Below are 26,011 nucleotides of genomic sequence, written 5' to 3'. Positions count from 1 at the left end.
GATCATACGCCGGCGCGCAGGTTCATCGCCCAGCCTTCGCGCATACACAGCATGCAAGCATATGCCTGTGGAAGGCGGCCGCGCCGTAGTACATGCCGAGTCCCCTGGAGCCGGCCGCCGGAGCAACGCGCTAACGCAATGACAATCACGTTACCCGCCGGCGCGCGCGAGCCCGACCACACCATTTCCGAAGGCCTTCCAGCCGCACAGCGGCGCTGGGCCATTGCCGCGATCTTCACCGCGCTGGCGATGGCGTCGCTCGACACCGCGATCGCCAACATCGCGCTGCCCGCCATTGCCGGCGACCTGCATGTGAGCCCGGAGCAATCGGTCTGGGTGGTCAACGTCTACCAGATCGCGCTGGTGGCGACGTTGCTGCCGTTGGGAGCACTCGGCGAGATCGTCGGGCACCAGCGCATCTATCTCGGCGGCCTGATCCTGTTCACCATCGCCTCGCTGTTCTGCGCGGTGGCCTGGTCGCTGGAGAGCCTGCTGGTTGCGCGCACGCTGCAAGGGTTAGGTGCGAGCGGCATCATGAGCGTCAACACGGCGCTGGTGCGCTTCGTCTATCCCGGCCGGATGCTCGGCCGCGGCTTCGGCCACAACGCGCTGGTGGTCGCGACCGCCTTCACCTTTGGTCCCTCGATCGCTTCCGCTATCCTCGCGCTCGGCCCGTGGCCATGGCTGTTCGCCGTCAACATCCCGTTCGGCCTGGTCGCGATCGGCATCGGCTTTGCGATGCTGCCGAAGACGCCGCGCGCCGATCACGGCTTCGATTTTCTCGGCGCGGCCCTGGCGTCGGCCTGTCTCGGGCTGTTCATCACGGGCATCGGCAGTGCCGCGCACAATCTCTCACCGATGGTCGTGGGCATCGAGCTGGTCACTGCCCTCGCGCTCGGCTTCATCCTGACGCGCCGCCACGCCGACCATCCGGCGCCGATGCTGCCGATCGACCTGTTCAGCCGGCCGATGTTCGCGCTGTCGGCGGCGACCGCGGTGTGCTCGTTCGCAGTGCAGGGCCTCGCCTTCGTCTCGCTGCCGTTCTATTTCGAGGACGTGCTGGGGCGTTCGCAGGTCGAGACCGGCTTCTTCATGACCCCATGGCCGCTGGTGGTCGGCATCATGGCGCCGATCGCCGGGCGCCTCTCCGACCGGCACGCGGTCGGACTGCTCGGCGGCATCGGGCTCGTGCTGCTCGGCCTCGGCACGGCGCTGCTGGCGATGCTGCCTGCCAATCCTGCGATTCCCGACATCATCTGGCGGATGGTGATCTGTGGCATGGGATTCGGCTTCTTCCAGGCGCCGAACATGAAAGCGGTGATGTCGAGCGCGCCGCCACATCGCAGCGGCAGCGCCTCCGGCATCGTCGCCACCGCGCGCCTGACAGGGCAAACGACAGGGGCGGCGCTGGCCGCGCTCTGCTTCTCGCTGGCCGGTCACGACGGCGCAGTCGTGGCATTGGCACTCGGCGCCGGCTTCGCCGTACTCGGCAGCGTGATGAGCTTTTTGCGGCTGGCGGTGGAGTAGACGGTCAAGCCAGATGTCGGGCCGCCGTCACCTCGACTGTCGCGGCCGGAATGACAGTCTCCTCGTCGAGCGCAGCGAGGCGCTCATCGATGGCAGCGATGACCTTGCGCGAGAACGGCCCGAGATGCGCATAGGCAGCGATCATCTGCACGGCGATCCGCGCCGATGTTGTGTCGCGCTTGGCGCAGTTCATGAAGGTCTGCCACAGCGGCCCGCGCGCCTCGGGAAGGGCTGTGACCACCTTGTGCACCGTTTCCATCGCGCCGATCCGGGCACGGATATCGCCTTCCGCGAGCTCCTGGCGCTGGCGAGAGCGGTCGAGCAGCGTCATCAGTCGGTCGATACGCCTTGCATAGGCGGCCGGGCTGTAGATGTGCTCCAGCACGCGCTTGTAGTCCGTCAGAATGTCGCGCAATGGACGCACCGGATCGAAGTTGATCCCGGCGGTGCACTGATCCGCGCCGATGGTCGGCGCCAGGTCGTGGCCCGGATGCAACCGGCCCTCGCGCTCGAGGCGGCGCGTCAGCTGCGTGTTCGGCAAGGCATAGAGCAGGCCGACCATGCTGACCGGGATCGCTGCCTCTTCGATGAAGTCGATCATGGCATCCGCCATCGAGAGCTTCTCATTGTCGAAGCCGACGATGAAACCCGCGGTGACGAGCATGCCCGCGGCGTAGATCTTGTGGATGCTCTCGGCGATGTTGCGCCGCGTGTTCTGCTTCTTCCGCATGGCGACCAGCGTCGCCGGATCCGGACTTTCGATACCGACGAAGATGGCGAAGAAGTTCGCCTGGCCCATCAGGTTCAGGAGCTCGGGATCGTCGGCCAGATTGACCGAGGCCTCAGTTGACAATTCAAAGGGATAGCCGTGAGCACGTTGCCATTCGGCCAGCTGGGGCAGGAACAGCCGCAACGACTTCTTGTTGCCGATGAAATTGTCGTCGACAAAGTCGAGATGGCCGCGGTAGCCCATGGCATAGAGCCTGTCGAGCTCGACCAGCATTTGCTCGTTCGTCTTGGTTCGCGGCACCCGGCCATAGAGCTCGATGATATCGCAGAACTCGCAGGTGAACGGGCAGCCGCGGGAATACTGCACACCGAGATAAAGGTAGTCCTCGAACTTCAGCAGATCGAAGCGCGGCACCGGCGTCTTGGTGACGTCGGCCTGGAATTTCGGCGCAATGAAGACGCCGGAGCGTGCGCCACTGTCCCAGGCCGCGACGAATTCGTGGAGAACGCTTTCGGCCTCTCCGAGCACCTGGAAGTCGGCCCTCTCATAGATATGGGGGCTCGAGGTGGGATCGGGACCGCCCACGACCACCGGCTTGCCCGCGGCACGGCAAATTTCGATCAGGCGCAGCGTGTCGGCCTGCTGCGGCATCATTCCGCCGGTGAAGACGACGTCGGCCCAGGAAAGATCCTCGTCGCTGAAGGATTCCGTGTTGCAATCGATCAGCCGGACCGTCCAGCTCTCGGGCAGCATCGCGGCAACGGTGATCAGCCCCAAAGGGGCCGCGGGCCGCTTCACACCCAACACTTTGCAGGATTCGCCAAAGCTCCAGAAGGACTCTGCCGAGAACAGCGGATAGAGCATCAGGACTTTGCAAGGCTGCGGTACGTTCATGGAACCCCTTTTTGGCTGATTCCACTGTAGCAGAGCATTCTCGACTTGCACCCTGCCAAAAGGGACAAACTGTCGCTCTCGGTTCCGGGGGCGTCGGCGCGGAAGCCAGTAGACCATGCCGCGGGCGCCCGGGGAAGGAATCCCCGCCGGTTACCCCTCGGACTATTGATTTGAACGTTTCCAATTTGCCGGACACATTGCGCCGCTGAGTCCAGTCGGTGGATTGGGCCAATCAGGGGACTGCGATGGCAAACCTAACAATCAACGGAAAAACCTTCACGCTCGACGTCGAGCCGGATACGCCCCTGCTCTGGGCGATCCGCGAGAATGCCGGCCTCACCGGCACCAAATATGGCTGCGGCATTGCACAATGCGGCGCCTGCACCGTTCACATCGACGGCGTCGCCACCCGCTCCTGCGGGGTTTCGGTCGGCGAAGCCGCAGGCAAGAAGATCACGACCATCGAAGGGCTCGCCTCCGGCAACGCGCTGCACAAGGTGCAGGAAGCCTGGATTGCCCAGGACGTTCCGCAATGCGGCTATTGCCAGAGCGGCATGATCATGGCGGTGGCGGCGCTGCTGAGCGAGAAGCCGAAGCCGACCGACGCCGACATCGACGAGGCCATCACCAATATCTGCCGCTGCGGCACCTTCCAGCAGGTGCGCGAAGCGATCCACACGATCGCAAGCGCGTAAGGAGCCGCCACATGAACAAGCATGTCTCTCCCAGGATGAACCGCCGTGCCTTCGTCATCGGCACCGCCGCGGTCGGCGCAGGTCTCGCAATCGGCCTCGATATCCCCTTCGGCGGTCCCGCCGTGGTCCGCGCGGCCGACGGCTCCCCGGAGATCGGCGCCTGGGTCGTGGTCAGGCCCGACGACACCGTCGTCATCCGCATCGCCCGCTCCGAAATGGGCCAGGGCTCCCTCACCGGCCTTGCCCAGCTCGTCGCCGAGGAACTCGAATGCGACTGGTCGAAGGTCTCGACCGAATATCCGACACCGGGCCAGAGCGTCGCCCGCAAGCGCGTCTGGGGCGATTTCTCGACCGGCGGCAGCCGCGGCATCCGCTCTTCGCAAGACTACGTCCGCAAGGGCGGTGCCACTGCACGCGTGATGCTGATCCAGGCCGCCGCCGAGGCGTGGAAAGTGCCGGCGTCCGAATGCACGGCCGCCAACAGCGTCATTACCCACACGCCGTCCGGCAAGACCACGACCTACGGCAAGGTCGCCGAGGCCGCGGCCAAGCTGACGCCGCCGGCCGAGGTCAAGCTGAAGGACCCCAAGGACTGGAAGCTGATCGGCAAGGGCGTGAAGCGGCTGGACACCGCCGAGAAGACCACCGGCACCATGGTCTACGGCATCGACGTCAAGCTGCCGGGCATGCTGAACGCCGCGATCAAGGATTGCCCGGTGTTCGGCGGCAAGCTGAAAAGCTATGACGAAGCCAAGATCACCGGCATGAAAGGAGTCAAGAAGGTCGTCAAGGTCGGCGACACCGCGGTCGCCGTCGTTGCCGACACCTGGTGGCACGCCAAGACCGCACTGGAGGCGCTGCCGATCGTCTGGGACGAGGGCGACAACGCCCAGGTCTCGAGCGAGTCGATCGCGAAATGGCTGACCGAGGGCCTCGACAACGGGCAGCCGGCCTATGTCGGCAACAAGAACGGCGACGCGAAGGCGGCGATTGCCGGTGCCGCCAAGAAAATCGAGGCCGTCTACAGCTATCCCTACCAGAACCACGCCACCATGGAGCCAATGAACGCCACGGCGCTCTACACGGCGGACAAATGCGAGGTCTGGTGCGGCACGCAGAATGGCGAGGCAGCCTTCGCGGCCACGTTGGAAGCGTCGGGCCTGCCGGCGGAGAAGTGCGACGTGCACAAGGTGATGCCGGGCGGCGGCTTCGGCCGGCGCGGCCAGACCGACTATGTCCGCCAGGCCGTCTTGATCGCCAAGGAGATGCCGGGCACGCCGATCAAGCTGTTGTGGTCGCGCGAAGAGGACATGGCGCACGGCAGATATCACCCGATCACCCAGTGCAAGATGACCGGCGCGTTCGATGCCGACAACAATCTGGTCGCGCTGCACTATCGCCTGTCCGGGCAATCGATCCTGTTCTCGCTCCGCCCCGAAGCGCTGCAGAACGGCATGGATCCGGCCGCATTCCAGGGCGTCGCCCAGTCCGGCGAAGCCGCGTTCGGTTACTCCGTGCCGAACCTCCTGGTCGAGCATGCGATGCGCAACCCGCACGTTCCGCCGGGCTTCTGGCGCGGCGTCAACGTCAATCACAACGCGATCTACATGGAATGCTTCATGGACGAGCTGGCCCAGGCCGCAGGCCAGGACCCGCTCGAATTCCGCCGCAAGCTGATGGGCAATCACCCCAAGCATCTGGCGGTGCTCAATGCCGTGGCCGAGAAGATCGGCTGGAGCACTCCGGCGCCACAGGGCATCTATCGCGGCATCGCGCAGGTGATGGGCTATGGCAGCTATGTCGCCGGCGCTGCCGAAATCTCGGTGACCGACGGCAACAAGATCAAGGTGCATCGCATCGTCGCCTCCACCGATCCCGGCTACGTCGTCAATCCGGCCCAGGTGGAGCGGCAGATCGCGGGGTCCTTCGTCTATGGCCTCTCCGCGCTGTTCTACGGCGGCTGCACCGTCAAGGACGGCAAGATCGAGCAGACCAACTTCGACACCTACAATTCGATGCGCATCAACGAGATGCCGAAGGTGGAGTCGGTGATGGTGCCGAGCGGCGGGTTCTGGGGCGGTGTCGGCGAGCCGACCATCGGCGTCGCGGCGCCGGCGGTGCTCAATGCGTACTTCGCGGCGACGGGCAAACGCATCCGTTCGGTGCCGCTGCGCGACCAGAACATCACCTTCGCCTGAGAAACGCCGCGGCGGCCGCAACCGCCGCCGCGGCACACTTTCCGGACAAGACTCATGAATGCGCCGGTGACACGGCGGGATGCCGTCCTCGGGATCGCCGCTGCGGCCACATCATTCGCCGCCCCTACGATCCTGCGCGCGCAATCGGCGGGCCGCGCCGTCGTGGTCGGCGGCGGCTTCGGTGGTGCGGCGTGCGCCCGCGCGCTGAAGCGCGCGCAGGCAAACTTGCAAGTCATCCTGATCGAACCCAGTACCGTCTTCACTTCCTGCCCGTTCAGCAACGAGGTGATCGCGGGTCTGCGCGAGATCGACGTGCAGCAGTTTGGCTATGAGAAGGTCGCCGCCGAAAGCGTCACGGTGATCAGCCAAGCCGTAACCACGATCGAGCCGCAGCTGCGCAGCGTCGTGACGGCCGATGGCGTTGCGCTGCCCTATGATCGTCTCGTCCTCTCTCCCGGCATCGACTTCCATTTCGAGGCTCTGCCCGGCTACGACGACGCCACATCAGAAAAGATGCCGCATGCCTGGAAGGCCGGTGCGCAGACGCTATTGCTGCGTGGGCAGCTGGAGGCCATGCCGGACGGCGGCACTGTCGCCATTGCCATCCCCGCCAATCCCTCGCGCTGTCCGCCGGCGCCTTACGAGCGAGCCAGCCTGATCGCGCATTACCTGAAAACGACGAAGCCGCGCTCAAAGGTCTTGATTCTCGATGCCAAGGACACTTTCTCCCAGCAGCGGCTGTTCGAGAAGGCGTGGAAGGAGCTTTACGGGAACATGATCGAACGCATCGCTCTGTCGCAAGGCGGCCGCGTGACCTCGGTCGATCCTGCGACCAGGACCATCGTCACCGAATTCGGCAATTACACCCCCGACGTCGCCAACGTCATCCCGCCGCAGCGTGCCGGACGCATCGCTGAGGTCGCGGGCGCGGCGGATGCGACCGGCTGGTGCCCGATCGATCCCGTTACCTTCGAATCGAAACTTGTCCCGAACATCCACGTCATCGGCGATGCCTGCCTCGGCGGGGGCATTCCCAAATCGGCATCCGCGGCAAGCGCACAGGGCAAGGCCTGCGCTTCCGCGATCGTGAACCTCCTTGCCGGCCGCGCACCAGAAACGCCGCGACTGACAGGGGTGTGCTACAACATTGTCGCACCCGGCTACGGCTTTTCACTCGCGGGCAATTACCAGCCCAGGGGCGACATCTTCGCCGAGGTCGAGGGCGGAGCGACCAGCCCGGCCGATGCGCCGCGCGAATTGCGCGCCCGCGAGGCGGCTGAAGCCGAGCGCTGGTTTCAAACCATCACGGCGGACACCTTTGGCTAGAGCATTGGTCCATATCGCAGCGCTCATCGCCAGTTGCGCGTTCGCCTGCCATGCGGGAGCCGAGGAGCTCCGGCACTACAACGTCGCCGGCGACGGCATCGCGGAATCGCTCACCGGCGCGCCCGGCGACGCCGCGCGCGGACGCGCGCTGGTGCTGGCGCGCACGACGACCTGCATCCTCTGCCATTCCGGTCCCTTCCCCGAAACCCGGTTCCAGGGCGACCTCGCGCCTGACCTCTCGGGTGCGGGGAACCGCTGGACGGTGAGCCAGTTGCGGCTTCGACTCGTCGATGCGGCGCGCTTCAACCCGGAGACCATCATGCCGTCCTACTATCGCACCGACCACCTCGTGCGGGTCGGGCGAAATTTCGTCGGCAAACCGATATTGTCCGCCGCCGAGATCGAGGACCTCGTGGCTTTTCTCGCAACGCTTCGGGACTAGGACTGTTCATGCCAACCACGCGACGCCAATTCCTGAATCTTGCCGGAAGCGTGACGTTCGCCGGGGCGATCCCGATGGTCACGCTGCGGCCGCTCGAGGCGACACCGGCGATGCTCACTGCCGCGATCCGCAACGTCGTCGGCGAAGCACCTGTCCGCACCGGCAAGGTGAAGCTCGACATTCCGCCGCTGGTCGAGAACGGCAACACGGTGCCGCTGACCGTGCGCGTCGCGAGCCCGATGACGGCGGGCGACTACGTCAAGAGCATCCACGTCTTCAACGAGAAGAACCCGCAGCCGAACATCGGCAATTTCTATCTCGGCCCCTCGTCCGGCCGCGCCCAAATCTCGACCCGGATTCGGCTCGCCGACACCCAGAAGGTGGTGGCGATCGCGCGTCTTTCCGACGACACGTTCTGGCAGGTCACGGCCGAGATCGTGGTGACGCTGGCCGCCTGCACCGAGGAGATGAATTGATGGCCGCGCTCATCAACGTTCCGGCGAAAGCCAGGCGCGGCGAAATCATCGAGATCCGCACGTTGACCTCGCACATCATGGAGACGGGCTTCCGCCATACCGCGGACGGCGCGCTGGTGCCGCGCGACATCATCACGAGTTTCACGTGCCGCTACAACGGCACCGAGATTTTTCGCGCCGATCTCTTTCCGGCGATAGCAGCCAATCCCTATTTGTCGTTTTTCACGGTCGCGAAGCAGAGCGGTAAGTTCGAGTTCGAGTGGATCGGCGACAACGGCTATTCGTCCAGCGCATCGGCGTCGATCACGGTCGAATGAGTTTTTGGCGCGCGATATCGGCCGCGGCGCTCCTCGCCACGCTCCCTGCCCTGCTCGCCGGCGAGATTCCGCCGGACGCGCGCCGCTCCGGCTATTCGTTCATGGGGCCTGACACGCGCGCGATGCAGGATGACGACACCTCAAATCCCGGCATGCTGTTCGTGCTCGACGGCGAGGCGTTATGGACGAAGAGGACCGGCAGCGCCGACAAGGCCTGCGTGGATTGCCATGGCGATGCACGCGGCAGCATGAAAGGCGTCGCGGCGCGCTATCCGGCCTTCGACAAGGCGCTGGCGCGCCCCGTCACGCTCGACCAGCGCATCAATCTGTGCCGCAGCAATCATCAGCAGGCGAGGCCGCTCCCCTACGAGAGCAGCGATTTGCTGGCCCTGTCCGCCTTCGTCGCGCACCAATCGCGCGGCACCGCGATCACCGCGGGCGACGATCCGCAACTGGAGCCATTCGTCGAACAGGGCCGCGCCCTCTTCATGCAGCGCGAAGGCCAGCTCAATCTTGCCTGCACCAATTGCCACGACGACAATTTCAACAAGCGGCTTGCCGGCGCGCCGGTCACGCAGGGACAGCCGACCGGCTATCCGCTTTATCGCCTAGAATGGCAGACGCTGGGATCGCTGGAGCGGCGGCTACGCAGTTGCATGACGGGTGTCCGCGCCCAGGCCTATGATTTCGGCGCGCCCGAGTTGGTCGCGCTCGAACTCTATCTGATGTCGCGAGCGCATGGCTTGCCGATGGAAACGCCGGCCGTGCGGCCCTGAATTCCGCAGATTAGGACTAGGCAGAAGCAGAACGGCCGCTAGTATCCGCCCAAATTGAGTCACAGGGAGGGACCTCAAGTGGTCAACCACAAAATCTCGCGTCGTACGCTCTTGACGGGCACTGCCGCAGCTGGCGCGCTCAGCCTGACGGGATTGCCGGCGCGTGCCGAGGTGAACTGGAAGAAATACGCGGGGACCAAGCTCGAGGTGATCCTCGCCAAGGGCCCCCGCGGCGACAACCTGCAAAAATACGTGAAGGAGTTCACCGAACTCACCGGCATCCAGGTCGAAGCGGAGCAGATTCCCGAGCAGCAGCAGCGCCAAAAGGTGGTGATCGAGTTCACCTCGGGACGGCCGAGCTTCGACGTCGTCCATCTCAGCTACCATGTGCAGAAGCGGCAATTCGAGAAGGCCGGCTGGCTCGCCGACTTGACGCCCTTCATGAAGGACCCGGCGCTCACCGCGCCCGATCTCGTCGAGGGCGACTTCTCGGCAGCCGGCCTGCAATACGCCAGGAACGACAAGGGCCAGATGCTGTCGCTGCCGTGGTCGGTCGATTATTTCATCCTCTACTACAACAAGGAGCTGTTCGAGAAGAAGGGCGTCACCGTTCCCAAGACCCTCGACGAGATGGCTGCGGCGGCCGAGAAGCTCACCGATACCAAGGAAGGCATCTACGGCTTTGTTGGGCGCGGCTTGCGCAACGCCAACATGGCGATGTGGAGCAACTTCTTCCTCAACTATGGCGGGGAATTCCTCGACGCCAAGGGCAACATCCTGACCGACGGTCCGGAAGCCATTGCGGCGACCAAGCTGTATCAGACGCTCCTGACGAAATCGGCACCCCCAGGCGTCGCCGGCTTCAACTGGATGGAGTCGATGGCCTCGTTCACCCAAGGCCGATCCGCGATGTGGATCGACGGCGTCGGCTGGGCGCCGCCGCTGGAAGATCCGGCCGCCTCGCGCGTCGTCGGCAAGGTCGGCTACACCGTCGTGCCCGCCGGCCCCAAGGGACAATATTCCTCGACCTATGGCGACGGCATCGGCGTTGCCGCTGCGAGCAAGAACAAGGAAGCCGCCTATCTGCTCTGCCAATGGGTGGTCTCGAAAACCCAGGGCGCGCGGCTGCTGCAGGCCGGCGGCGGCGTGCCGTTCCGCAACTCGATCCTTGGCGATCCCGAGGTCCAGAAGGGCGTCAAGACCAAGGAGTGGCTGCAATCGGTGATCGATTCCGGCAAGATCAGCAAGCTGGGCCTGCCCGTCGTGATTCCGGTCGCCGAATTCCGCGACATCGTCGGCGCCGCGGTCACCGCGACCCTGTCCGGCGCCGATCCTGCCGCCGAGCTGAAGAAGGCCAACGATCAGTACCGGCCGATCCTGGAGCGTAGCGAGAAGGCGTGAGTGCGTTGACACAATCGACTCCGGGCGCGGCACAGTCTGATGCCGCGCCGGAGAAGGAGTTGCGGCCGCCGTCCTACTGGCCGTTCGTGGTCCCGGCGCTGGTGGTCGTGATCGCGATCATCATCTTTCCGTGGGTCTTCACGATCTGGATGAGCCTGAACGAATGGAAGGTCGGCTCGTCGACCACCTTCGTTGGCTTGTCCAATTATCTGCGGTTGACGAGCGATCCCCGCTTCATTGAGGCCATCGGACATACACTGGTCTACACCGCACTCTCCGTGCTGCTGCCGCTCGTGCTCGGCACGTTTGCGGCCGTAGTGTTTCACCAGAAATTCCCTGGCCGCGGCTTTCTGCGCGGCGTCTTCATCATGCCGATGATGGCGACGCCGGTGGCGATCGCGCTGGTCTGGACCATGATGTTCCACCCGCAGCTCGGCGTACTGAACTATCTGCTGTCACTGGTCGGAATCCCCGCGCAGCTCTGGGTATTCCATCCCGCGACCGTCATTCCCTCGCTGGTGCTGGTCGAGACCTGGCAATGGACGCCGCTGGTCATGCTGATCGTACTCGGCGGCCTGGCAGCGATCCCGACCGAGCCTTACGAAAGTGCACAGATCGACGGCGCCAGCATCTGGCAGGTGTTCCGCTTCATCACCCTGCCGCTGATCATGCCGTTCCTGTTCATCGCCGGCATGATCCGCATGATCGATGCCGTGAAGAGCTTCGACATCATTTTCGCGATCACGCAGGGCGGTCCGGGATCGGCGTCGGAGACGATCAACATCTATCTCTACAGCGTCGCCTTCTCCTATTACGACCTCGGCTACGGCTCGGCGATCGCGGTCGTGTTCTTCCTGCTGATCGTTCTGCTCGCGGCGGTGATGCTTTATGCACGCCAACGCATGCTGTGGACCGAGATCGCGAGCGGCACATGAGTCCAAGGCAAATCATCGGCAAGATCGGCCTGTGGTTCTCGGTGTTCCTCATCGTGTCGCCGGCGATCCTGTTCTTTCTCTGGATGCTGTCGCTGTCGCTCAAATTCGAGATCGACAACGCCGCCTACCCGCCGGTGTTCTTTCCCGAGCATGTCGCCTGGAAAAACTATGCCGACGTACTCGCCTCCAACCGCTTTCTGACCTATTTCATCAACAGCCTGATCGTCACCGGCAGTGCGACGCTGCTTGCCCTGCTCGTCGGCGTTCCCGCCGGCTACGGCATCGCACGCATGGCCGCGCATAAATCCGCGATCGTGATCCTGATCGCCCGCATCACGCCGGGCCTGTCCTATCTGATCCCGCTGTTTCTCATGTTCCAGTGGCTGGGACTGCTCGGCACGCTGGTGCCGCAGATCATCATCCACCTCGTGGTCACGGTGCCGATCGTGATCTGGATTATGATCGGCTATTTCGAGACGACGCCAATGGAGCTGGAAGAAGCAGCCCTCATCGACGGCGCCACGCGCTGGCAGGTCTTCCGCCATGTCGCGCTGCCGATCGCCAAGCCTGGCATCGCGGTCGCTTTCATTCTCGCCGTGATCTTCTCCTGGAACAACTTTGTCTTTGGCATCGTGCTGGCCGGACGCGAGACACGCACCTTGCCAGTCGCGGTCTACAACATGATCTCGTTCGACCAGTTGAGCTGGGGGCCGCTCGCGGCCGCCGCGCTGATCGTCACCCTTCCGGTGCTGCTGCTCACGGTGTTCGCCCAGCGACAGATCGTCGCCGGGCTCACCGCGGGTGCCGTCAAGGGCGGGTAGCTACTCCGCCGGTGCCGCGTGCATGTCCGCGTGCGGCATGTAGGACTCGCTCGCGCCGAGCCTGCTGGCCGCGAACAAACCGGCGGCCATCACGGCATAGGCGAACGCGACCGCGGGCGTGACGCCAAAGCCGCCGCCGATGCCGACGGCTTCGCCGTGCATGAAGCCGAAGTAGGTCAGGACCGCACCAACCAGCGCAAACGCCGAGGCCTTCTCGAAGTCGCGCTCGATGATGAAGACACCGATCGCACCCAGGATCAGGCCGCCGAGGATGGAGCCGCCGCCCATCACTTCGAGTCCGTGATAGAACACGCCCTGCTGAGGCAGTGCTGCGATCGCCGCAGCCTTGACCGCGTCGGCCTTGTCGGCGGCCATTCCGCCGACGGTCGCAGCCGCGTTCATGGTCGAGCCCAGCATGGTGTCGATCTGGAGCTTGGCCCAGGCGGCCAGATGCGGCGTCAGCGCCAGCACGATCGCGGGCGCGTGCTTGACCGGCGTGGTCTGGAACGCCTGCGCGCCGATCAGCATGCCGATATAGAGCAGGATGGGCGAGATCGCGACGACCGGGACCAGCGCCAGCAGCACCGAGATGATGCCGAACCAAGCCAGCACCACCACCATGATGCCGGTCGCAGCCGAGTAACCAATGCGGCCGCCCATCGCCTTCCAGCCGGGATGGCCGATATAGACGGCGTTGATGAAGGGATTGCCCATCAGGCAGCCAATCAGGCTGACGATTCCGTCGGCGGTGAGCACGCGCGTGGTCGGATATTCGTCGCCGGCGGCCTCCGCGCTCTCGACATTGTCCATGGCCTCGACGAGATCATAGATGCCGAACGGAATGGCGGTAACCAGAATGATTCCGAGGAATTCGAAACCGGAGAAGACGTAGCCTACCGCCGGGATCGGCACCGAGAAGCCGAAATTGGCAAAGGCATCACCGACGCCTTTGACGCTCAGTCCACCGAGACCGAGGCCGAACAGGTTCGAACCCCATGCGATGACCATGCCCACCGCGATCGCGACGAGACCGGCGGGAATGCCGCGCCAATATTTCACGCCACCGAACCAGCTCACCAGAATGATGGCGAAGCAGACCAGGCCGATCTGCGGCGTCATGTACATTTCGAGCGCCGGCCGCATCGAGATGAAGGTGACGGATACGCCGGCGAGCGTACCGAGCAGCGCCGCGCGCGGCGTGATTTTTCGAATGAACGGCGCGATGAAGCCGCCGATCATCAGGATGAAGCTCTGGAAGAACACCCAGACCAGGCCCGCCGACCAGCCCTTGAGCGGATCGCCGGTCTTTATCGTGATCGGCAGCATGATCACGAAGGTGACGATGAACATGTGCGGTACGCTGACGCCTGACGGTAACGCACAGACGTCGTTGCGGCCGGTCTTCTGTGCCAGACGATAGGCGAGGAACGCGTAGTAGAAGGTGGAAAGGCACATCATCAACCCGAGTGCGGGAAGGATGCGGCCGAACACCAGTGAGTCGGGCATCTTCAGCACGAAGCGCAAGAGGCCTGTGAGCACCAGCATGTTGACGAGGATGTTGGTGCCGAAGCCGAAAAACGCGTTCCAGTCGCCCGGTGTCCATAGTGCTGGCTTGAACTCGGAGGTGCCGGCCGTCCCTGTCGTGCCTGTGCTCATCGTGATGCCCCTACGCTGATGTGGAAATCTTCATCGCCTCCAGAACCGCGGCTGAGCTTGCAACCCAGCCGAAGATGCCGCCCTGGGCCTTGATCATCTTCAGGCCCATCTCGTGAAATTCGGGAAAGTAGGATGCGCAGCCGTCCGAGATGACGACGCAGCGATAGCCGCGGTCGTTGGCCTCGCGCACGGTGGTGTTGACGCACACCTCGGTGGTGACGCCGCACACTAGCAGATTCTCGATGCCGTATTTCTCCAGCACGTCGGTGAGCTCGGTGGCGTAGAACGCGCCCTTGCCGGGCTTGTCGATCACGATCTCGCTGTCGAGCGGATAGAGCTCCGGGATGATGTCGTGGCCCGCCTCGCCGCGAATGAGAATGCGTCCCATCGGACCAGGGTCGCCGATGCGAAGGGATGGCGCGCCGCGCTCGACCTTCGCCAGCGGCGCGTCGGAGAGATCGGGCAGATGGCCCTCGCGCGTGTGGATCACCAGCATGCCGGTCTCCCGCGCGGCCTTCAGCACCGCACCGATCGGCTTCACCGCGCGCGCGAGCTGGCTGACGTCGTTGCCGAGCGTCTCGCCGAAGCCGCCAGGCTCCATGAAGTCGCGCTGCATGTCGATGATGAGGAGCGCGGTAGCCGACCAGTCCAGCTTGACCGGCTCCGGTTCGGCGCTGATGACACCCAGTGTCGGCTTGGTCGAGTTCAACATGACTCAAGGCCCCCGCGAGAACTCTCGTTGCCCGGGAGTTCTGCAAGCGCCGTGCCATTGTGTACAATGGCGATCGGGCGGACAGCGCGGGAAAATTTGCTGCGCCGTCAGAATGTTATGAGGAAAGCCGGGGTCTGCTTATTCGCTGTGCGGCGGCTTTTGCGACGTGCATTTGCCCAAAGGATGAGCGACAACGAAGCTCGCTTCTAGCGGGCAGTATCTCCGTACAGCCGTCGATATTCTTCCTCATACGGCGCGTAAGAATCCTTCAGCGTCGCCATGTTCAGCAGCATGGTCGCCACCACCGAATTCGTCTTGTCGAACACGCGCGTCTTCACCCAGGCGCTCTCGGTGCGTCGGCTGCCGGAGAGCGCGACGACCTCGCGCTCGACTTCGTAGTCCTCGTCCACAAACAGCGGGCCCTTCGCCAGCCTGATCTCCTGGTCGGCGAACAGGCCGACGGCCGGGCCCTTGGCCGGGAGAGGATCGTCCTTGGAGCGGTACTGGAACAGCACGCTCAGCATCTCCATCGGGATGATCGCCCTGCCCCAAGGATTCGCAGAAGGATTGCCGGCGCCTGAATAATACGGCGAGGTCTCGGTGATGACGGCGAGCTTCTGCCGCAGCGAGAACGGATAGAGCTCGCCCATGATCTGGTCGAACGCCATCCGCACCGCCTGGCGCCGGTTCGTCTGCGCCACCTTCACGTCGCGCAGGATCACGGGATCAGTGAGCGGCTTGAGTTCGCCAAGACGCGCCTCCAGCGCGGTTGCGGCCTGCGGTTCTCCGACCGAGGCCGTGCCACGCAGCACCTCGGTGCCGTCACGTTTGACCATCTGGATCTGGCACTGGCTGGTGCCGGGCAGCGGCTTCGACAGGATCGCCTGCACCTCCTCGCCTTCGTAACAGACGCTGCGGTAATGGGCGGAGAGACAGCCGCTCTCGAACCAGACCTGTCCCCACAACCGCGCGCCCAAAGGTGCGAACTGGCTGAAATGGGTCGGCCCCTCGATGGTGCCGCCCTTGAAGCCGAGCTTCTGCGCGGTGGCGTCGTCGTGGATCGAGGCGTGCGCGTCGTAGGTTTGGGATTGCAGCATCTGACGCGGCTGACGCCACGGCCCGATCAGAGCGCCGTCGGTCTCCGTGATCTCGGTATCGAACACTTGTGCCGTCATGGTGTCCTCCGCAAGCAAGCCATGACTAGCAGGAGCGCCACGGATGCGGCCAGCGATATTGACTTCGCCTGTGCATGCCCTTGACTGTCACAATTCGCGTCGCGCAGCCGCTCCTCCCTCCCGCAGCGCAAACCCCAAGTCGAATAAGAGCCGACCAAGAGACGAGGACTTCCGAAATGACGCTGATGCAGGTCGAGCTGGACGACAAATACCGGCTCGAATCGAAGCGGATCTTCCTGTCCGGCACGCAGGCGCTGGTCCGGTTGCCCATGTTGCAGCGCGAACGCGATCGACTTCAGGGCCTCAACACCGGCGGCTTCATCTCGGGCTATCGCGGCTCCCCGCTCGGCATGTACGACCACGCGCTGTGGCGCGCGAAGTCATACCTCCAGCAGCACGACATTGCCTTCGTCCCCGGCCTTAATGAGGACCTAGCGGCGACCGCCGTCTGGGGCAGCCAGCAGGTCGGCCTGTTTCCCGGCGCCAAGGTCGATGGCGTGTTCGGCATCTGGTACGGCAAGGGGCCCGGCGTCGATCGCTCGGTTGACGCGCTCAAGCATGCGAATGCCGCCGGCACCTCGCTGAATGGCGGCGTACTCGCGCTTGCCGGCGACGACCATGGCTGCCAATCCTCGACACTGGCACACCAGAGCGAGCAGGTCTTCGCAGCGGCGCTGATCCCCGTGATCAACCCGGCGACGCTGCAGGATTATCTCGACCTCGGCCTTTACGGTTTTGCGCTGTCGCGCTTCTCCGGCTGCTGGGTCGGCTTCAAGGCGATCAGCGAAACCGTGGAGAGTTCGGCGTCGATCTACAGTGATCCCGAACGCATCCAGATTAAGCTCCCCGACGATTTCGAGATGCCGCCCGGCGGCCTCAACATCCGCTGGCCCGATCCGCCGCTGGACGCAGAGAGGCGCCTGTTCGGCCCGAAGATGGCGGCGGTGCAGGCCTTTGCGCGCGCCAACCAGCTCGACCGCATCGTGCTCGACTCCAGGCCGGCACGGCTCGGCATCGTCGCGACCGGTAAGGCTTATCTTGATCTGCGGCAGGCGCTGGCCGATCTGGGCATTTCCGACAAGGACGCGGAGGACCTTGGCCTGCGCATCTACAAGGTCGCGATGACCTGGCCGCTGGAAGAAAGCGGGGCCAAGCGCTTCGCCGAAGGGCTTCAGGACGTGCTGGTGGTCGAGGAGAAGCGCGGTTTCATCGAAGACCAGCTGATGCGCATCCTCTACAATATCGATGCGTCCAGGCGCCCAACCGTTACCGGGAAGCGCGACGAACGCGGCGCGCCGCTATTGCCGAGCGAGGGCGAGCTGACGCCGACCATCGTTGCATCCGCACTGGTGGCGCGGCTGCGCAAGCTCGGCCACCACAGCCCAGTGCTGGAGCAGCGCCTCGCCCGGCTCGAGGCCTTCGACACTCCTGTTCCGGCCTCCGGGCAAATCAAGCTCGCGCGCACGCCGTTCTTCTGCTCGGGTTGCCCGCACAACACCTCCACGCGCGTGCCCGAGGGAAGCCGAGCCATGGCCGGCATCGGTTGCCACGGCATGGCTCTGAGCATGCCGACGCGCCGCACCGATCTGATCTCGCATATGGGCGCCGAGGGCGTGAACTGGATAGGACAAGCGCCCTTCACGACCGAGCAGCACATTTTCCAGAATCTCGGCGACGGCACCTACACCCATTCCGGGCTGCTCGCCCTTCGCGCGGCATCGGCCGCCGGCATCAGCATCACCTACAAGATCCTCTACAACGACGCCGTCGCGATGACCGGCGGCCAGCCGGCCGAGGGCGGCTTCAACGTCGCCCAGATCGCGCATCAGGTCTGGGCCGAGGGCGTCAAGCGGCTCGCGATCGTCTCGGACGATCCGACCAAATACCCTGACACCAACTACTTCCCGCAAGGCGCGACCGTCCATCATCGCCGCGAGCTCGACGCCGTGCAGCGCGAGCTGCGCGACATCCAGGGTCTTACGGTCGTGATCTACGACCAGACCTGCGCCGCGGAAAAGCGCCGCCGCCGCAAGCGCGGGCTCTATCCGGATCCCGCCAAGCGCGCTTTCATCAACGAGCTCGTCTGCGAAGGTTGCGGCGATTGCTCGCAAGAGTCGAACTGCGTCTCGGTGCAGCCGCTGGAGACCGAGTTCGGCCGCAAGCGCCAGATCGACCAGTCGAACTGCAACAAGGACTTCTCCTGCGTCGAGGGTTTTTGCCCGAGCTTCGTCACCGTGCACGGCGGCACGCTCAAGCGGATCAAGACCTCGGCGGTGGATTCAGGCCAGTTGTTTGCCGACCTGCCGCTGCCACCCGCGCGTGAGCTGGACGCATCCTACAACATCCTCGTCACCGGCATCGGCGGCACCGGCGTCATCACCATCGGCGCGCTGCTCGGCATGGCCGCCCATGTCGACGGCCGCGGCTGCTCGGCGCTGGACTTCACCGGCCTGTCGCAGAAGAACGGCGCGGTGATGAGCCATGTGCGCATCGCCGCGAAGCCGGAAGACATCTCCGCGGTCCGGATCACGACGGGCGGCGCCGACGTCATCCTCGGCTGCGACATGATCGTCTCGGCCGGTCCCTCCGCGCTCAGTCGCGCCGAGCGCGGAACGACGAAAGCGTATATCAACGCCGACCTGCAGCCGACCGCGAGCTTCGTGCAAAACCCCGACCTCGATTTCGAGATGGGGACGATGCAGACCGTGCTGCGCGACGCCGTCGGCGACAAGAACCTCGACATCATCGATGCCACCGGCATTGCCTCGGCACTGATGGGCGATTCGATCGCGACAAATCCCTTCATGCTCGGCTTCGCCTTCCAGAAGGGCGCAATCCCGCTGTCGCTGGAAGCGCTGCTTCGCGCCATCGAGATCAACGGCGCCGCGATCGAAATGAACAAGCTCGCCTTCACCTGGGGACGCCTCGCCGCCCACGACATGTCGCGGGTGCGGAGCGTGCTGCAATTCAGGAGCCGAACCTCCGCGCCGACAAAGTCGCTCGACGACATCATCGCAACGCGCGCGGAGTTTTTGACCGGCTATCAGGACAGGGCCTACGCCGATCGCTACCTCGCCGCCGTCGCCAAGGTGCGCAAGGCGGAAGCAGCAACCTCGCCTGCTAGCACGGAGCTGACCGAGGCTGTCGCGAAAAACCTGTTCAAGCTGATGTCCTATAAGGACGAATACGAAGTCGCGCGGCTTTACACCGATGGCAGCTTCTCCAAGAAAGTCTCGGAGAAATTCGACGGCGACTTCAAGCTGAAGTTCTATCTGGCCCCGCCGATCTTCGCGCAGCGCGACAAGACGACGGGACACCTCCAGAAGAAGGAATTCGGCGGCTGGATGATTCACGCCTTCCGCCTCCTCGCCGGGCTGAAGTTCCTGCGTGGCGGCGCGTTCGACCCGTTCGGCCGCACCGAGGAGCGCCGCACCGAGCGGAAGCTGGTCGCGGATTATTTCGACATGATCGATCAGCGCATCGCCGGGCTGAAAGCGGAGCAGATCCCGCTGCTGACGAGGCTCGCGCGGCTGCCGGAGACGATCCGCGGCTTCGGGCATGTCAAGGAAGCCAACATCAAACTGGCGGCGGCGGAGAAGGCGCGGCTGGAAGCAGAACTGGAGAACAGCCGCTTTGCTGCGGCTGCGGAGTAGCGGAAGACTGGCGCTACATTCTCGGTGTCATCGCCCGCAAAGGCGGGCGATCCAGTACTCCGAGGCGGTTGTGATTAGTCCGATGGGCTGCGGCGTACTGGATGCCCCGCCTGCCGCCTACGCTAAAGCTTCGGCGCGCCCAGACTTCGACCTCGGCGAAGCCTTGGCGTAGCCGGGTCGCGGGGCATGACAGCGGTGGAAATGGCTAGACCAACGCTGTGGCCGCACTCGCCCCGGCCACACTCCCCTCCGCCAGATGCCTTCCTGCGATGTACCCGAACGTCAGTGCCGGTCCCAACGCGATCCCCGGCCCGGGACAATTGCCGTTCATGATCGAGCCCATGTCGTTGCCGCAGGCGTAGAGGCCCGCAACCGGCGTGCCGTCCTCGCGCAATACGCGCGCCTGGGCATCCACCTTCATGCCGATCGCCGTGCCGAGATCGGCCGGATAAATCCGCATCGCAAAGAACGGCGCGTAGAGGATGGGCGCGACGCAAGGGTTCGGCTTGTGGCTGATATCACCAAGGTGTCGCTGAGAGATGGTGCTGCCGCGACCGAACTCGGGATCGCGGCCGTCCTTCGCATCGGAATTGTAGTTTGCGATCGTCGCCGCGAGTATCGACGGCTTGATGCCGATCTTCGCTGCGACCTGCGCGATATCAGCGGCCTCGACCAACTCGCCGCTCGCCACATAGCGTCTGATATTGCGGGTGAACGGCTTGATGCGGCCTAGGCCGTAACTCCACAGGAACGGACGGTCGCAGATCAGATAGAACGGCCGGTCCGATTCGCCGTCACCGTCACGCAGCATCGCGAGCACGAACTCGTGGTAGGACAGCGCCTCGTTGGCGAAGCGCCGGCCGGCCGCATTGACCGCGATCACGCCGGGCTTGGCGCGGTCGGTCGCTGTATGCGGGAAAACACCACGGCTTCCATCGGCACGCCGGAACAGCGAGGCCGGCACCCAATAGGCCGGGCTCGTCGCATCCGTATTGAGCGCTGCGCCGGTTACAGTCGCGAGGCGGAGCCCGTCACCCGTGGCGGACGGGTGGGTCGCCGAGATGAATCCGGCAGCGGGTGGGAAGAAGCGCTTGCGCAAGGTTGCGTCGTGCGAAAAGCCGCCGGTCGCCAGCACCACACCGCGCCGCGCGGCGATCAGGCGATCGCGCGAGCCATGACGGATAATTACCCCGCCGACCCGCTCGCCCTGCGTGGACAGGCCTTCGACGTCCGCACTAAAGAGGATCTCAACCTGCCGGGCCAGCAGCGAGGCATACAGCCGTGCGGCGAGTGCGTTGCCAAGCTGCAGCGTCGTGCCGCGCGGGCCGCGCAGCCGCTGCCACGCATGCTCCGAAACCAGCCGCGCCGCGCGAAGAGTCGAGCGCAGCGATCTTCCGGCCCGGTGCAAATGCGGGATGTCGAGGCGGTTGACCATCATCCCGCCGAACAGCGTGAACTCCGGCACCGGCGCGCGCAGCCGCGCGAATGCGGCCCCCAGCCGCGTGCCGTCGAAGACGACCGGCTCGAGCACGCGCCCGCCCGGCGTCGCGCCCAATCGCTCCGGATAATAGTCCGGACACGCTTCCACCGGCTGGAGCCGCACTTGCGTGTTGGCTTCGAGATAGGTGACCGCCTCCGGTCCGCGCGCGAGGAAAGCGGCGCGGAGGCCCGCATTGGCGGGCTCCGGCACTGTGCTCGACAAATATTGCACGGCGTCCGTTACGCTATCGGAGAGCCCCGCCTCTTCCATCTTGGCATTGGCGGGAATCCAGACCGTGCCATCGGACCACGCGGTGGTGCCGCCGACGAAAGCGGTCTTCTCGATCACCAACACGCGCAGGCCTTCGGCGGCGGCGACGGCCGCGGCCGTCATGCCACCGGCACCGGCGCCGACGACGATGACATCGTAGGTCTCATGCGCCGGCATCATGCGGCGGGGTTCCCGAAGCGAGGCATGACACCGTCATACCCCGCTTAGGCGCCCACACGCTAGCGGGCCGGCTTGCGCTCGACCGGGTCGATATCGATCGCCCGCAGACGGCCGAGCCGCAGGACGTCCATGGCGAGCCGCCGGCCGATCCGGTCGCGGTCGAGCACACGGATCAGATCGTCGACGCCGTTGATCTCGACGCCGTCGAGGCCGATGACGACATCGCCGGACAACAGGCCCGCCTTCGCCGCCGGCCCGTCCGGCTCGATCTGCGCCAGCAGCGCGCCCATCTTGTTCTCGACACCCGCCAGCAACGCGTGCCGCCGCGGGATCGGCGCGGTCTGGCCGGCCACGCCGATATAGGCGCGACGGACATAGCCGTGGCGGATGATCTCCGACAGCACGAATTGCGCGGTGTTGCTGGCGACCGCGAAGCAGATGCCTTGCGCGCCGTTAATGATGGCGGTGTTGATGCCGATCACCTCGGCATTCGACGATACCAGCGGGCCACCGGAATTGCCGGGGTTGAGCGCAGCGTCGGTCTGGATCACGTCCTCGATGGTGCGGCCACTGACCGAGCGGATCGAACGCCCGAGCGCCGAGACCACGCCGGCGGTGACGGTCGATTCAAAGCCGAGCGGATTGCCGATCGCGATCACGAGCTGGCCCCGCCGCAAGGTCTTGGAGTTGCCGAGCGCCGCATAGGGCAAGTTCCTCACGCCATTGGCGCGAAGCAGCGCAAGATCAGTGTCGGGATCGACGCCGAGCACCCGGGCGTCGCCGACATGGCCCTCGACGTCGCGCAGCCGGATCTCCTTTGACGAGCCGACCACGTGGCTATTGGTGAGCACGAGCCCATCCGGCGAGATCACGATGCCCGAGCCGAGCCCGCCGCGCTCGCGGCCGTTCGGCACTTTTGGTCCGGTCTCGACGCGCACGACGGCCGGACCGACACGGTCGGTCACGTCGATCACGGCATTGGAATAGGCATCCAGCACGGCCCGGTCATCGACCGGGACAGATGCCGGCGTTCGCGATGACGATGCGTCAGAAGTAAAATCCAACATGATAGGAGTCCTTGGGGCTCACACAGATGGTGGCCTGCTCCGTGAGGCGCAAGGGACCCGTCCAAGGCGCAAGGCTGGACTGCCCAGGTGGCTAGGGCGCCCGTCGCAGCGTGCCGGCCCTTGCCTTGACCGGGTCGAGCAGCGACCAGTCGCCATCCGGCAGCACATGGCCCTTGGGAAAAGGTGCGCGCGGCTCGATCCCGAGCGAGCCCAGCACACGGTCGTCGCGGTAGTAGCATTGCAGCACCACACGGACGAGCGTCGCGGCAGCCGGGCCGCCATGCCTGCGAAACTCCTGCGCCACCGCATCGCGCCTGGCAGCATCGAGCTCGGCCAACGGTTGGCCAGCAAGCCGCGCCAGATGGTCGAGCGCCGCCACCACCAGTTTGCTGTCCCGTCCCAACGTCGCCAGCATGTCAGCCTGGATCGCGGGATCGTCGGCGCCAGGCACCTTGTACTCTTCGCTGGCGGGAACGATCATCGCGGCGATGGCTCGGAGGTCGTCGCGCTGGGCGCGTGTCAGTTGGTTGTCTGCGGACATGATGGCCTCAGTCGAAGAGATTGGCGAGGCGCTGCTTCATCTGGTCGGCGATGTAGAGCGCGAGGGCCTGGATGGTGGACGTTGGATTGACCCCGCCCGAGGTAACGAAGATGCTGCCGTCGACGATGAAGAGGTTTTTGACGTCGTGCGCGCGGCCCCATTCGTTGACTACGGAGCGTTCAGGGTCGGTGCCCATGCGTGCCGTGCCGAGCAGGTGCCAGCCGCCCCAGGGGATCGGCGAGTTGACGCAGATGTCGCTCGCCCCAGCGGTTTCGAGAATCTCCCGGCCCCGCGCCAGCGCATGCTCCATCATCTTCCGGCTGTTCTCGCTGATCGTGTAATTGATCTTCGGCGCGGGAATGCCGTGACCGTCCTTCAAGACCGGATCGAGCGTAACCTGGTTATGCTCCTCCGGGAGGTCCTCGCAAATCGCGGAAAAGCCGAGCCGGTGGCCGTTGAGCTTGCGGAAGACGTGGTGATGATCGGCGCCCCACGGCAAGATCCCCTTCTGCTCGCTCACGACAGCCTCGAACACCGGCCCGGCGCCGCGCACGAACTGGACGCCGTAACCGCGCACGAAGCCGCGCGACAGGTCCGTGTCATACCATTCCTTGCTCCACAGGCAGGTCGGCGGCGCGCGGTTGCTATCGGTCGGCTCCTTCACATAGCCGTAGATCTGCGCATAGGGATGGAACATCAGGTTCTTGCCGACGAGGCCGGACGAATTGGCAAGCCCGTTCGGAAAGCGGTTCGATGCCGAATTCAGCAGCAGCCGCGGCGTGCCGACTCCGTTGCAGGCGATGATAACGACATGCGCCGGCTGAAACTGCTCGACGCCGTCCTTGTCGTAATAGACCACGCCGGTGGCCATGCCGCTCTCGTCGGTGGTAATCTCGCGCACACGGCAGTGAGTCCGCAGCTCGACGCCGGCGCGGACCGCGTGCGGCCAATAGGTGATGTCGGTCGAGGATTTGGCGCCTTGCGCGCAGGCCGGCGTGCAATGGCCGAGATTGATGCAGCGCGCGCGGCCCTCGTAGTCCATGGTCGCGACCGTCGTATCCGACGGCCACCAGTGCCAGCCAAGCTTGTTCATGGTCTTGCCGATGATCGCACCCGACAATCCCATCGGCTGTGGCGGCATCGGCGGATGCGTCAGCGGCGAGAGCGGGTCGCCCGACAGGCCGGACGTGCCCATCATCCGGTCGTTCTCTTCGAAGAACGGGGTCAGCGCCTCGTATTCGATCGGCCAGTCTTCGGCGACGCCGTCGAGCGTCCTCACCTTGAAATCGGAGGGATGCAACCGCGGCCAGTGCGCGGTGTACATCACCGTCGAGCCACCGACCGCATTGTAGTTGACGACCTTGATCGGCGAATTGTCGTCGTTGATCGGATAGTCCTCGGGCCGGCCGCGGACGTTGGGGCTTGACGACCACTCGCCGTAGAACTTGGCCTCCCAGTCCCGGCCCGTGCTGGGATATTCCGCCGGGTTCATCCAGCCGCCCTGCTCCAGGCAGAGAATATGCATTTTGGTCTCGGCCAGCGACCACGCCACCGCCGCGCCTGAAGCGCCGGCGCCGATGATCAGGACGTCCACGGGGTCATTCATCGCAAATTTTTCCTCCCTTCGCCGCTTCCCGGGCGATTCGGCCTCCGCTCCGCGAGGCCGGCGAACGATAGGATCAGAGCTGCGGCCGAGTAAAGCCGCGGGGCCGGAATGTCGCACTTCGCGGGGCGCAGACCATTGGTATCGCCACATCCGGATGCTAGGAACAAGGCGCACGAGCCATCGATAGCGAGACCTTATGTCCTTCCGAAAATCCTTTGCCAGCGCGCGCGCTTTTGCGTTCGTTTGCTTTCTCGCCCTGTCCGGATTTCTGGGCACCACCGGCCCCGGCTCCGCGTTGACGGCCACCGCGACGGTCCGCGACGGCAACGCCGTTCAGCTCGGCGACGTCACCTACCGCCTCGAGGGCATCGACGCACCCGAGCTGGACCAGGTCTGCATCGACGACCACGCCGATCCCTGGACCTGCGGCATCGAGGCCCGCGACCAGCTCGCCAAGCTGATTGGCAAGCGATCGGTGCGTTGCGACGATGTCGGACCGGAAAAGAGTTTTGGCAAGCGGCACCGCGCGATCTGCACGGCCGAAGGCGACAAGACCAGCTTGAACGAGCAGCTCGTCAAGCTGGGCTATGCCATCGCCCGCGAGCCGGTCAAGGCGAACGTCAAGTCGGCCGCGGCCGATGCGAAATCAACCTCGGCCGGAATTTGGAAGGGCTGCTTTGTTGCACCGCAAGAATTCCGCACCGGCAAGAAGGACGGCGCGCTCCTGGGCGCCGCCTGCCGCGCCGACCGCGACAAGGAGATTCGCGCGGTGTTGTTTCCCGAGGATCTGACGATGCCGCCGAGCTGTGGCATCAAGGGCAAGCTTGCGGTGCGCGCGCGCGTGACCGGCAATATCGGCATCTACCATTTACGGGGCTGCCCGAGCTACCCCGCGACCACCAAGCCGGACCGCTGGTTCTGCTCGGAGGACGACGCCCAGGCTGCGGGCTTCCGCAAGGCCTACAATTGCCGGCGGCCAAAATAGCGAAGCTCATCACGCAGCCGTGAGCGGCAGCCGGAGACAGTATTCATCCGGAATTGAACTCTATCGGGAGTTGCTGCATTTGTAAGCGTACGCGAGCGCTTTGCGCGAGCGTTTCCTTAGCGGCAATCCGGCTCCGGCCCGATTGCTT

General features: G+C 64.8%; 21 protein-coding genes. 13 read left to right on the top strand and 8 right to left on the bottom strand.

The window, feature by feature from the left end:
* Positions 1 to 138 precede the first annotated feature (138 nt).
* Entirely contained in the window at positions 139 to 1,527 is a 1,389-nt protein-coding gene (locus AC0L3B_RS00415) for an MFS transporter (RefSeq protein WP_473379890.1), read from the top strand.
* Between the two features lie 4 nt (positions 1,528 to 1,531).
* On the opposite strand, the gene AC0L3B_RS00410 is transcribed toward AC0L3B_RS00415, so the two are convergent.
* Positions 1,532 to 3,151: a B12-binding domain-containing radical SAM protein gene (locus AC0L3B_RS00410; RefSeq protein ID WP_018457153.1), complete on the bottom strand. Its 1,620-nt coding sequence runs from the start codon at positions 3,149 to 3,151 to the stop codon at positions 1,532 to 1,534.
* A gap of 245 nt (positions 3,152 to 3,396) precedes the next feature.
* Here AC0L3B_RS00410 and AC0L3B_RS00405 point away from each other — a divergent pair, with 245 nt between their 5' ends.
* From AC0L3B_RS00405 to AC0L3B_RS00360, 10 genes are all read left to right on the top strand, one after another.
* Positions 3,397 to 3,846, top strand: a complete 450-nt coding sequence (locus AC0L3B_RS00405) for a (2Fe-2S)-binding protein (protein ID WP_007594050.1) — start codon at positions 3,397 to 3,399, stop codon at positions 3,844 to 3,846.
* A gap of 11 nt (positions 3,847 to 3,857) precedes the next feature.
* Positions 3,858 to 6,044, top strand: a complete 2,187-nt coding sequence (locus tag AC0L3B_RS00400; RefSeq protein ID WP_473379889.1) for a xanthine dehydrogenase family protein molybdopterin-binding subunit — start codon at positions 3,858 to 3,860, stop codon at positions 6,042 to 6,044.
* Positions 6,045 to 6,098: 54 nt separating this feature from the next.
* Positions 6,099 to 7,370, top strand: a complete 1,272-nt coding sequence (locus AC0L3B_RS00395) for an NAD(P)/FAD-dependent oxidoreductase (protein WP_247300304.1) — start codon at positions 6,099 to 6,101, stop codon at positions 7,368 to 7,370.
* Positions 7,363 to 7,812 (top strand): sulfur oxidation c-type cytochrome SoxX, encoded by a 450-nt coding sequence (soxX, locus tag AC0L3B_RS00390; RefSeq protein ID WP_247300306.1) that lies wholly within the window; start codon positions 7,363 to 7,365, stop codon positions 7,810 to 7,812. Before AC0L3B_RS00395 ends, soxX begins: the two co-directional genes overlap by 8 nt.
* An 8-nt stretch (positions 7,813 to 7,820) precedes the next feature.
* Positions 7,821 to 8,288: a SoxY-related AACIE arm protein gene (locus tag AC0L3B_RS00385; protein ID WP_085352083.1), complete on the top strand. Its 468-nt coding sequence runs from the start codon at positions 7,821 to 7,823 to the stop codon at positions 8,286 to 8,288.
* Entirely contained in the window at positions 8,288 to 8,605 is a 318-nt protein-coding gene (gene soxZ / locus AC0L3B_RS00380; RefSeq protein ID WP_247300309.1) for a thiosulfate oxidation carrier complex protein SoxZ, read from the top strand. Before AC0L3B_RS00385 ends, soxZ begins: the two co-directional genes overlap by 1 nt.
* Positions 8,602 to 9,381: a sulfur oxidation c-type cytochrome SoxA gene (gene soxA / locus AC0L3B_RS00375; protein ID WP_473379888.1), complete on the top strand. Its 780-nt coding sequence runs from the start codon at positions 8,602 to 8,604 to the stop codon at positions 9,379 to 9,381. The genes soxZ and soxA overlap by 4 nt, the downstream gene beginning before the upstream one ends.
* A 78-nt stretch (positions 9,382 to 9,459) precedes the next feature.
* Positions 9,460 to 10,782 (top strand): ABC transporter substrate-binding protein, encoded by a 1,323-nt coding sequence (locus AC0L3B_RS00370; protein WP_247296350.1) that lies wholly within the window; start codon positions 9,460 to 9,462, stop codon positions 10,780 to 10,782.
* Positions 10,779 to 11,717 carry a carbohydrate ABC transporter permease gene (locus AC0L3B_RS00365; RefSeq protein ID WP_018457161.1) on the top strand — a complete coding sequence of 313 codons (939 nt, stop codon included), beginning with the start codon at positions 10,779 to 10,781 and terminating at the stop codon, positions 11,715 to 11,717. Before AC0L3B_RS00370 ends, AC0L3B_RS00365 begins: the two co-directional genes overlap by 4 nt.
* Entirely contained in the window at positions 11,714 to 12,538 is an 825-nt protein-coding gene (locus tag AC0L3B_RS00360) for a carbohydrate ABC transporter permease (RefSeq protein WP_204510551.1), read from the top strand. Before AC0L3B_RS00365 ends, AC0L3B_RS00360 begins: the two co-directional genes overlap by 4 nt.
* On the opposite strand, the gene AC0L3B_RS00355 is transcribed toward AC0L3B_RS00360, so the two are convergent.
* The 3 genes from AC0L3B_RS00355 to AC0L3B_RS00345 form a co-directional block, all read right to left on the bottom strand.
* Positions 12,539 to 14,194: a regulator gene (locus AC0L3B_RS00355; protein ID WP_247296347.1), complete on the bottom strand. Its 1,656-nt coding sequence runs from the start codon at positions 14,192 to 14,194 to the stop codon at positions 12,539 to 12,541. It lies immediately after the preceding gene.
* A gap of 10 nt (positions 14,195 to 14,204) precedes the next feature.
* Positions 14,205 to 14,906 carry a cysteine hydrolase family protein gene (locus AC0L3B_RS00350; protein ID WP_473379887.1) on the bottom strand — a complete coding sequence of 234 codons (702 nt, stop codon included), beginning with the start codon at positions 14,904 to 14,906 and terminating at the stop codon, positions 14,205 to 14,207.
* Positions 14,907 to 15,112: 206 nt separating this feature from the next.
* Positions 15,113 to 16,081, bottom strand: a complete 969-nt coding sequence (locus AC0L3B_RS00345) for a hypothetical protein (RefSeq protein ID WP_473379886.1) — start codon at positions 16,079 to 16,081, stop codon at positions 15,113 to 15,115.
* A 176-nt stretch (positions 16,082 to 16,257) separates the two neighbouring features.
* On the opposite strand from AC0L3B_RS00345, the gene AC0L3B_RS00340 reads away from it, so the two are divergent.
* Positions 16,258 to 19,734 carry an indolepyruvate ferredoxin oxidoreductase family protein gene (locus tag AC0L3B_RS00340; RefSeq protein ID WP_247296336.1) on the top strand — a complete coding sequence of 1,159 codons (3,477 nt, stop codon included), beginning with the start codon at positions 16,258 to 16,260 and terminating at the stop codon, positions 19,732 to 19,734.
* 205 nt (positions 19,735 to 19,939) lie between these two features.
* On the opposite strand, the gene AC0L3B_RS00335 is transcribed toward AC0L3B_RS00340, so the two are convergent.
* The 4 genes from AC0L3B_RS00335 to AC0L3B_RS00320 form a co-directional block, all read right to left on the bottom strand.
* A complete protein-coding gene (locus AC0L3B_RS00335; RefSeq protein WP_085362228.1) occupies positions 19,940 to 21,664 on the bottom strand; it encodes an FAD-dependent oxidoreductase in 1,725 nt (574 codons plus the stop codon).
* A gap of 59 nt (positions 21,665 to 21,723) precedes the next feature.
* Positions 21,724 to 22,731, bottom strand: a complete 1,008-nt coding sequence (locus AC0L3B_RS00330; protein ID WP_247296333.1) for a S1C family serine protease — start codon at positions 22,729 to 22,731, stop codon at positions 21,724 to 21,726.
* Between the two features lie 91 nt (positions 22,732 to 22,822).
* Positions 22,823 to 23,272 carry a hypothetical protein gene (locus AC0L3B_RS00325; protein ID WP_018457169.1) on the bottom strand — a complete coding sequence of 150 codons (450 nt, stop codon included), beginning with the start codon at positions 23,270 to 23,272 and terminating at the stop codon, positions 22,823 to 22,825.
* A 7-nt stretch (positions 23,273 to 23,279) separates the two neighbouring features.
* Positions 23,280 to 24,878: a GMC family oxidoreductase gene (locus AC0L3B_RS00320; protein WP_247296330.1), complete on the bottom strand. Its 1,599-nt coding sequence runs from the start codon at positions 24,876 to 24,878 to the stop codon at positions 23,280 to 23,282.
* 196 nt (positions 24,879 to 25,074) lie between these two features.
* Between AC0L3B_RS00320 and AC0L3B_RS00315 the strand changes: the two genes are divergently transcribed.
* Positions 25,075 to 25,863 carry a thermonuclease family protein gene (locus tag AC0L3B_RS00315; RefSeq protein ID WP_247410246.1) on the top strand — a complete coding sequence of 263 codons (789 nt, stop codon included), beginning with the start codon at positions 25,075 to 25,077 and terminating at the stop codon, positions 25,861 to 25,863.
* Positions 25,864 to 26,011 lie beyond the last annotated feature (148 nt).

This window comes from Bradyrhizobium sp. Kon56 (assembly GCF_055807635.1).
The sequence above is the reverse complement of the archived record's forward strand: the minus strand, read 5'-3'. Positions and strand labels throughout refer to the sequence as shown.

Coding starts and splice junctions, on each gene's coding strand:
- AC0L3B_RS00415 (WP_473379890.1), top strand. CDS start 139: ATGACAATCACGTTACCCGCCGGCGCGCGCGAGCCCGACCACACCATT.
- AC0L3B_RS00410 (WP_018457153.1), bottom strand. CDS start 3,151: ATGAACGTACCGCAGCCTTGCAAAGTCCTGATGCTCTATCCGCTGTTC.
- AC0L3B_RS00405 (WP_007594050.1), top strand. CDS start 3,397: ATGGCAAACCTAACAATCAACGGAAAAACCTTCACGCTCGACGTCGAG.
- AC0L3B_RS00400 (WP_473379889.1), top strand. CDS start 3,858: ATGAACAAGCATGTCTCTCCCAGGATGAACCGCCGTGCCTTCGTCATC.
- AC0L3B_RS00395 (WP_247300304.1), top strand. CDS start 6,099: ATGAATGCGCCGGTGACACGGCGGGATGCCGTCCTCGGGATCGCCGCT.
- AC0L3B_RS00385 (WP_085352083.1), top strand. CDS start 7,821: ATGCCAACCACGCGACGCCAATTCCTGAATCTTGCCGGAAGCGTGACG.
- soxZ (WP_247300309.1), top strand. CDS start 8,288: ATGGCCGCGCTCATCAACGTTCCGGCGAAAGCCAGGCGCGGCGAAATC.
- soxA (WP_473379888.1), top strand. CDS start 8,602: ATGAGTTTTTGGCGCGCGATATCGGCCGCGGCGCTCCTCGCCACGCTC.
- AC0L3B_RS00360 (WP_204510551.1), top strand. CDS start 11,714: ATGAGTCCAAGGCAAATCATCGGCAAGATCGGCCTGTGGTTCTCGGTG.
- AC0L3B_RS00355 (WP_247296347.1), bottom strand. CDS start 14,194: ATGAGCACAGGCACGACAGGGACGGCCGGCACCTCCGAGTTCAAGCCA.
- AC0L3B_RS00350 (WP_473379887.1), bottom strand. CDS start 14,906: ATGTTGAACTCGACCAAGCCGACACTGGGTGTCATCAGCGCCGAACCG.
- AC0L3B_RS00345 (WP_473379886.1), bottom strand. CDS start 16,081: ATGACGGCACAAGTGTTCGATACCGAGATCACGGAGACCGACGGCGCT.
- AC0L3B_RS00340 (WP_247296336.1), top strand. CDS start 16,258: ATGACGCTGATGCAGGTCGAGCTGGACGACAAATACCGGCTCGAATCG.
- AC0L3B_RS00335 (WP_085362228.1), bottom strand. CDS start 21,664: ATGATGCCGGCGCATGAGACCTACGATGTCATCGTCGTCGGCGCCGGT.
- AC0L3B_RS00330 (WP_247296333.1), bottom strand. CDS start 22,731: ATGTTGGATTTTACTTCTGACGCATCGTCATCGCGAACGCCGGCATCT.
- AC0L3B_RS00325 (WP_018457169.1), bottom strand. CDS start 23,272: ATGTCCGCAGACAACCAACTGACACGCGCCCAGCGCGACGACCTCCGA.
- AC0L3B_RS00320 (WP_247296330.1), bottom strand. CDS start 24,878: ATGAATGACCCCGTGGACGTCCTGATCATCGGCGCCGGCGCTTCAGGC.
- AC0L3B_RS00315 (WP_247410246.1), top strand. CDS start 25,075: ATGTCCTTCCGAAAATCCTTTGCCAGCGCGCGCGCTTTTGCGTTCGTT.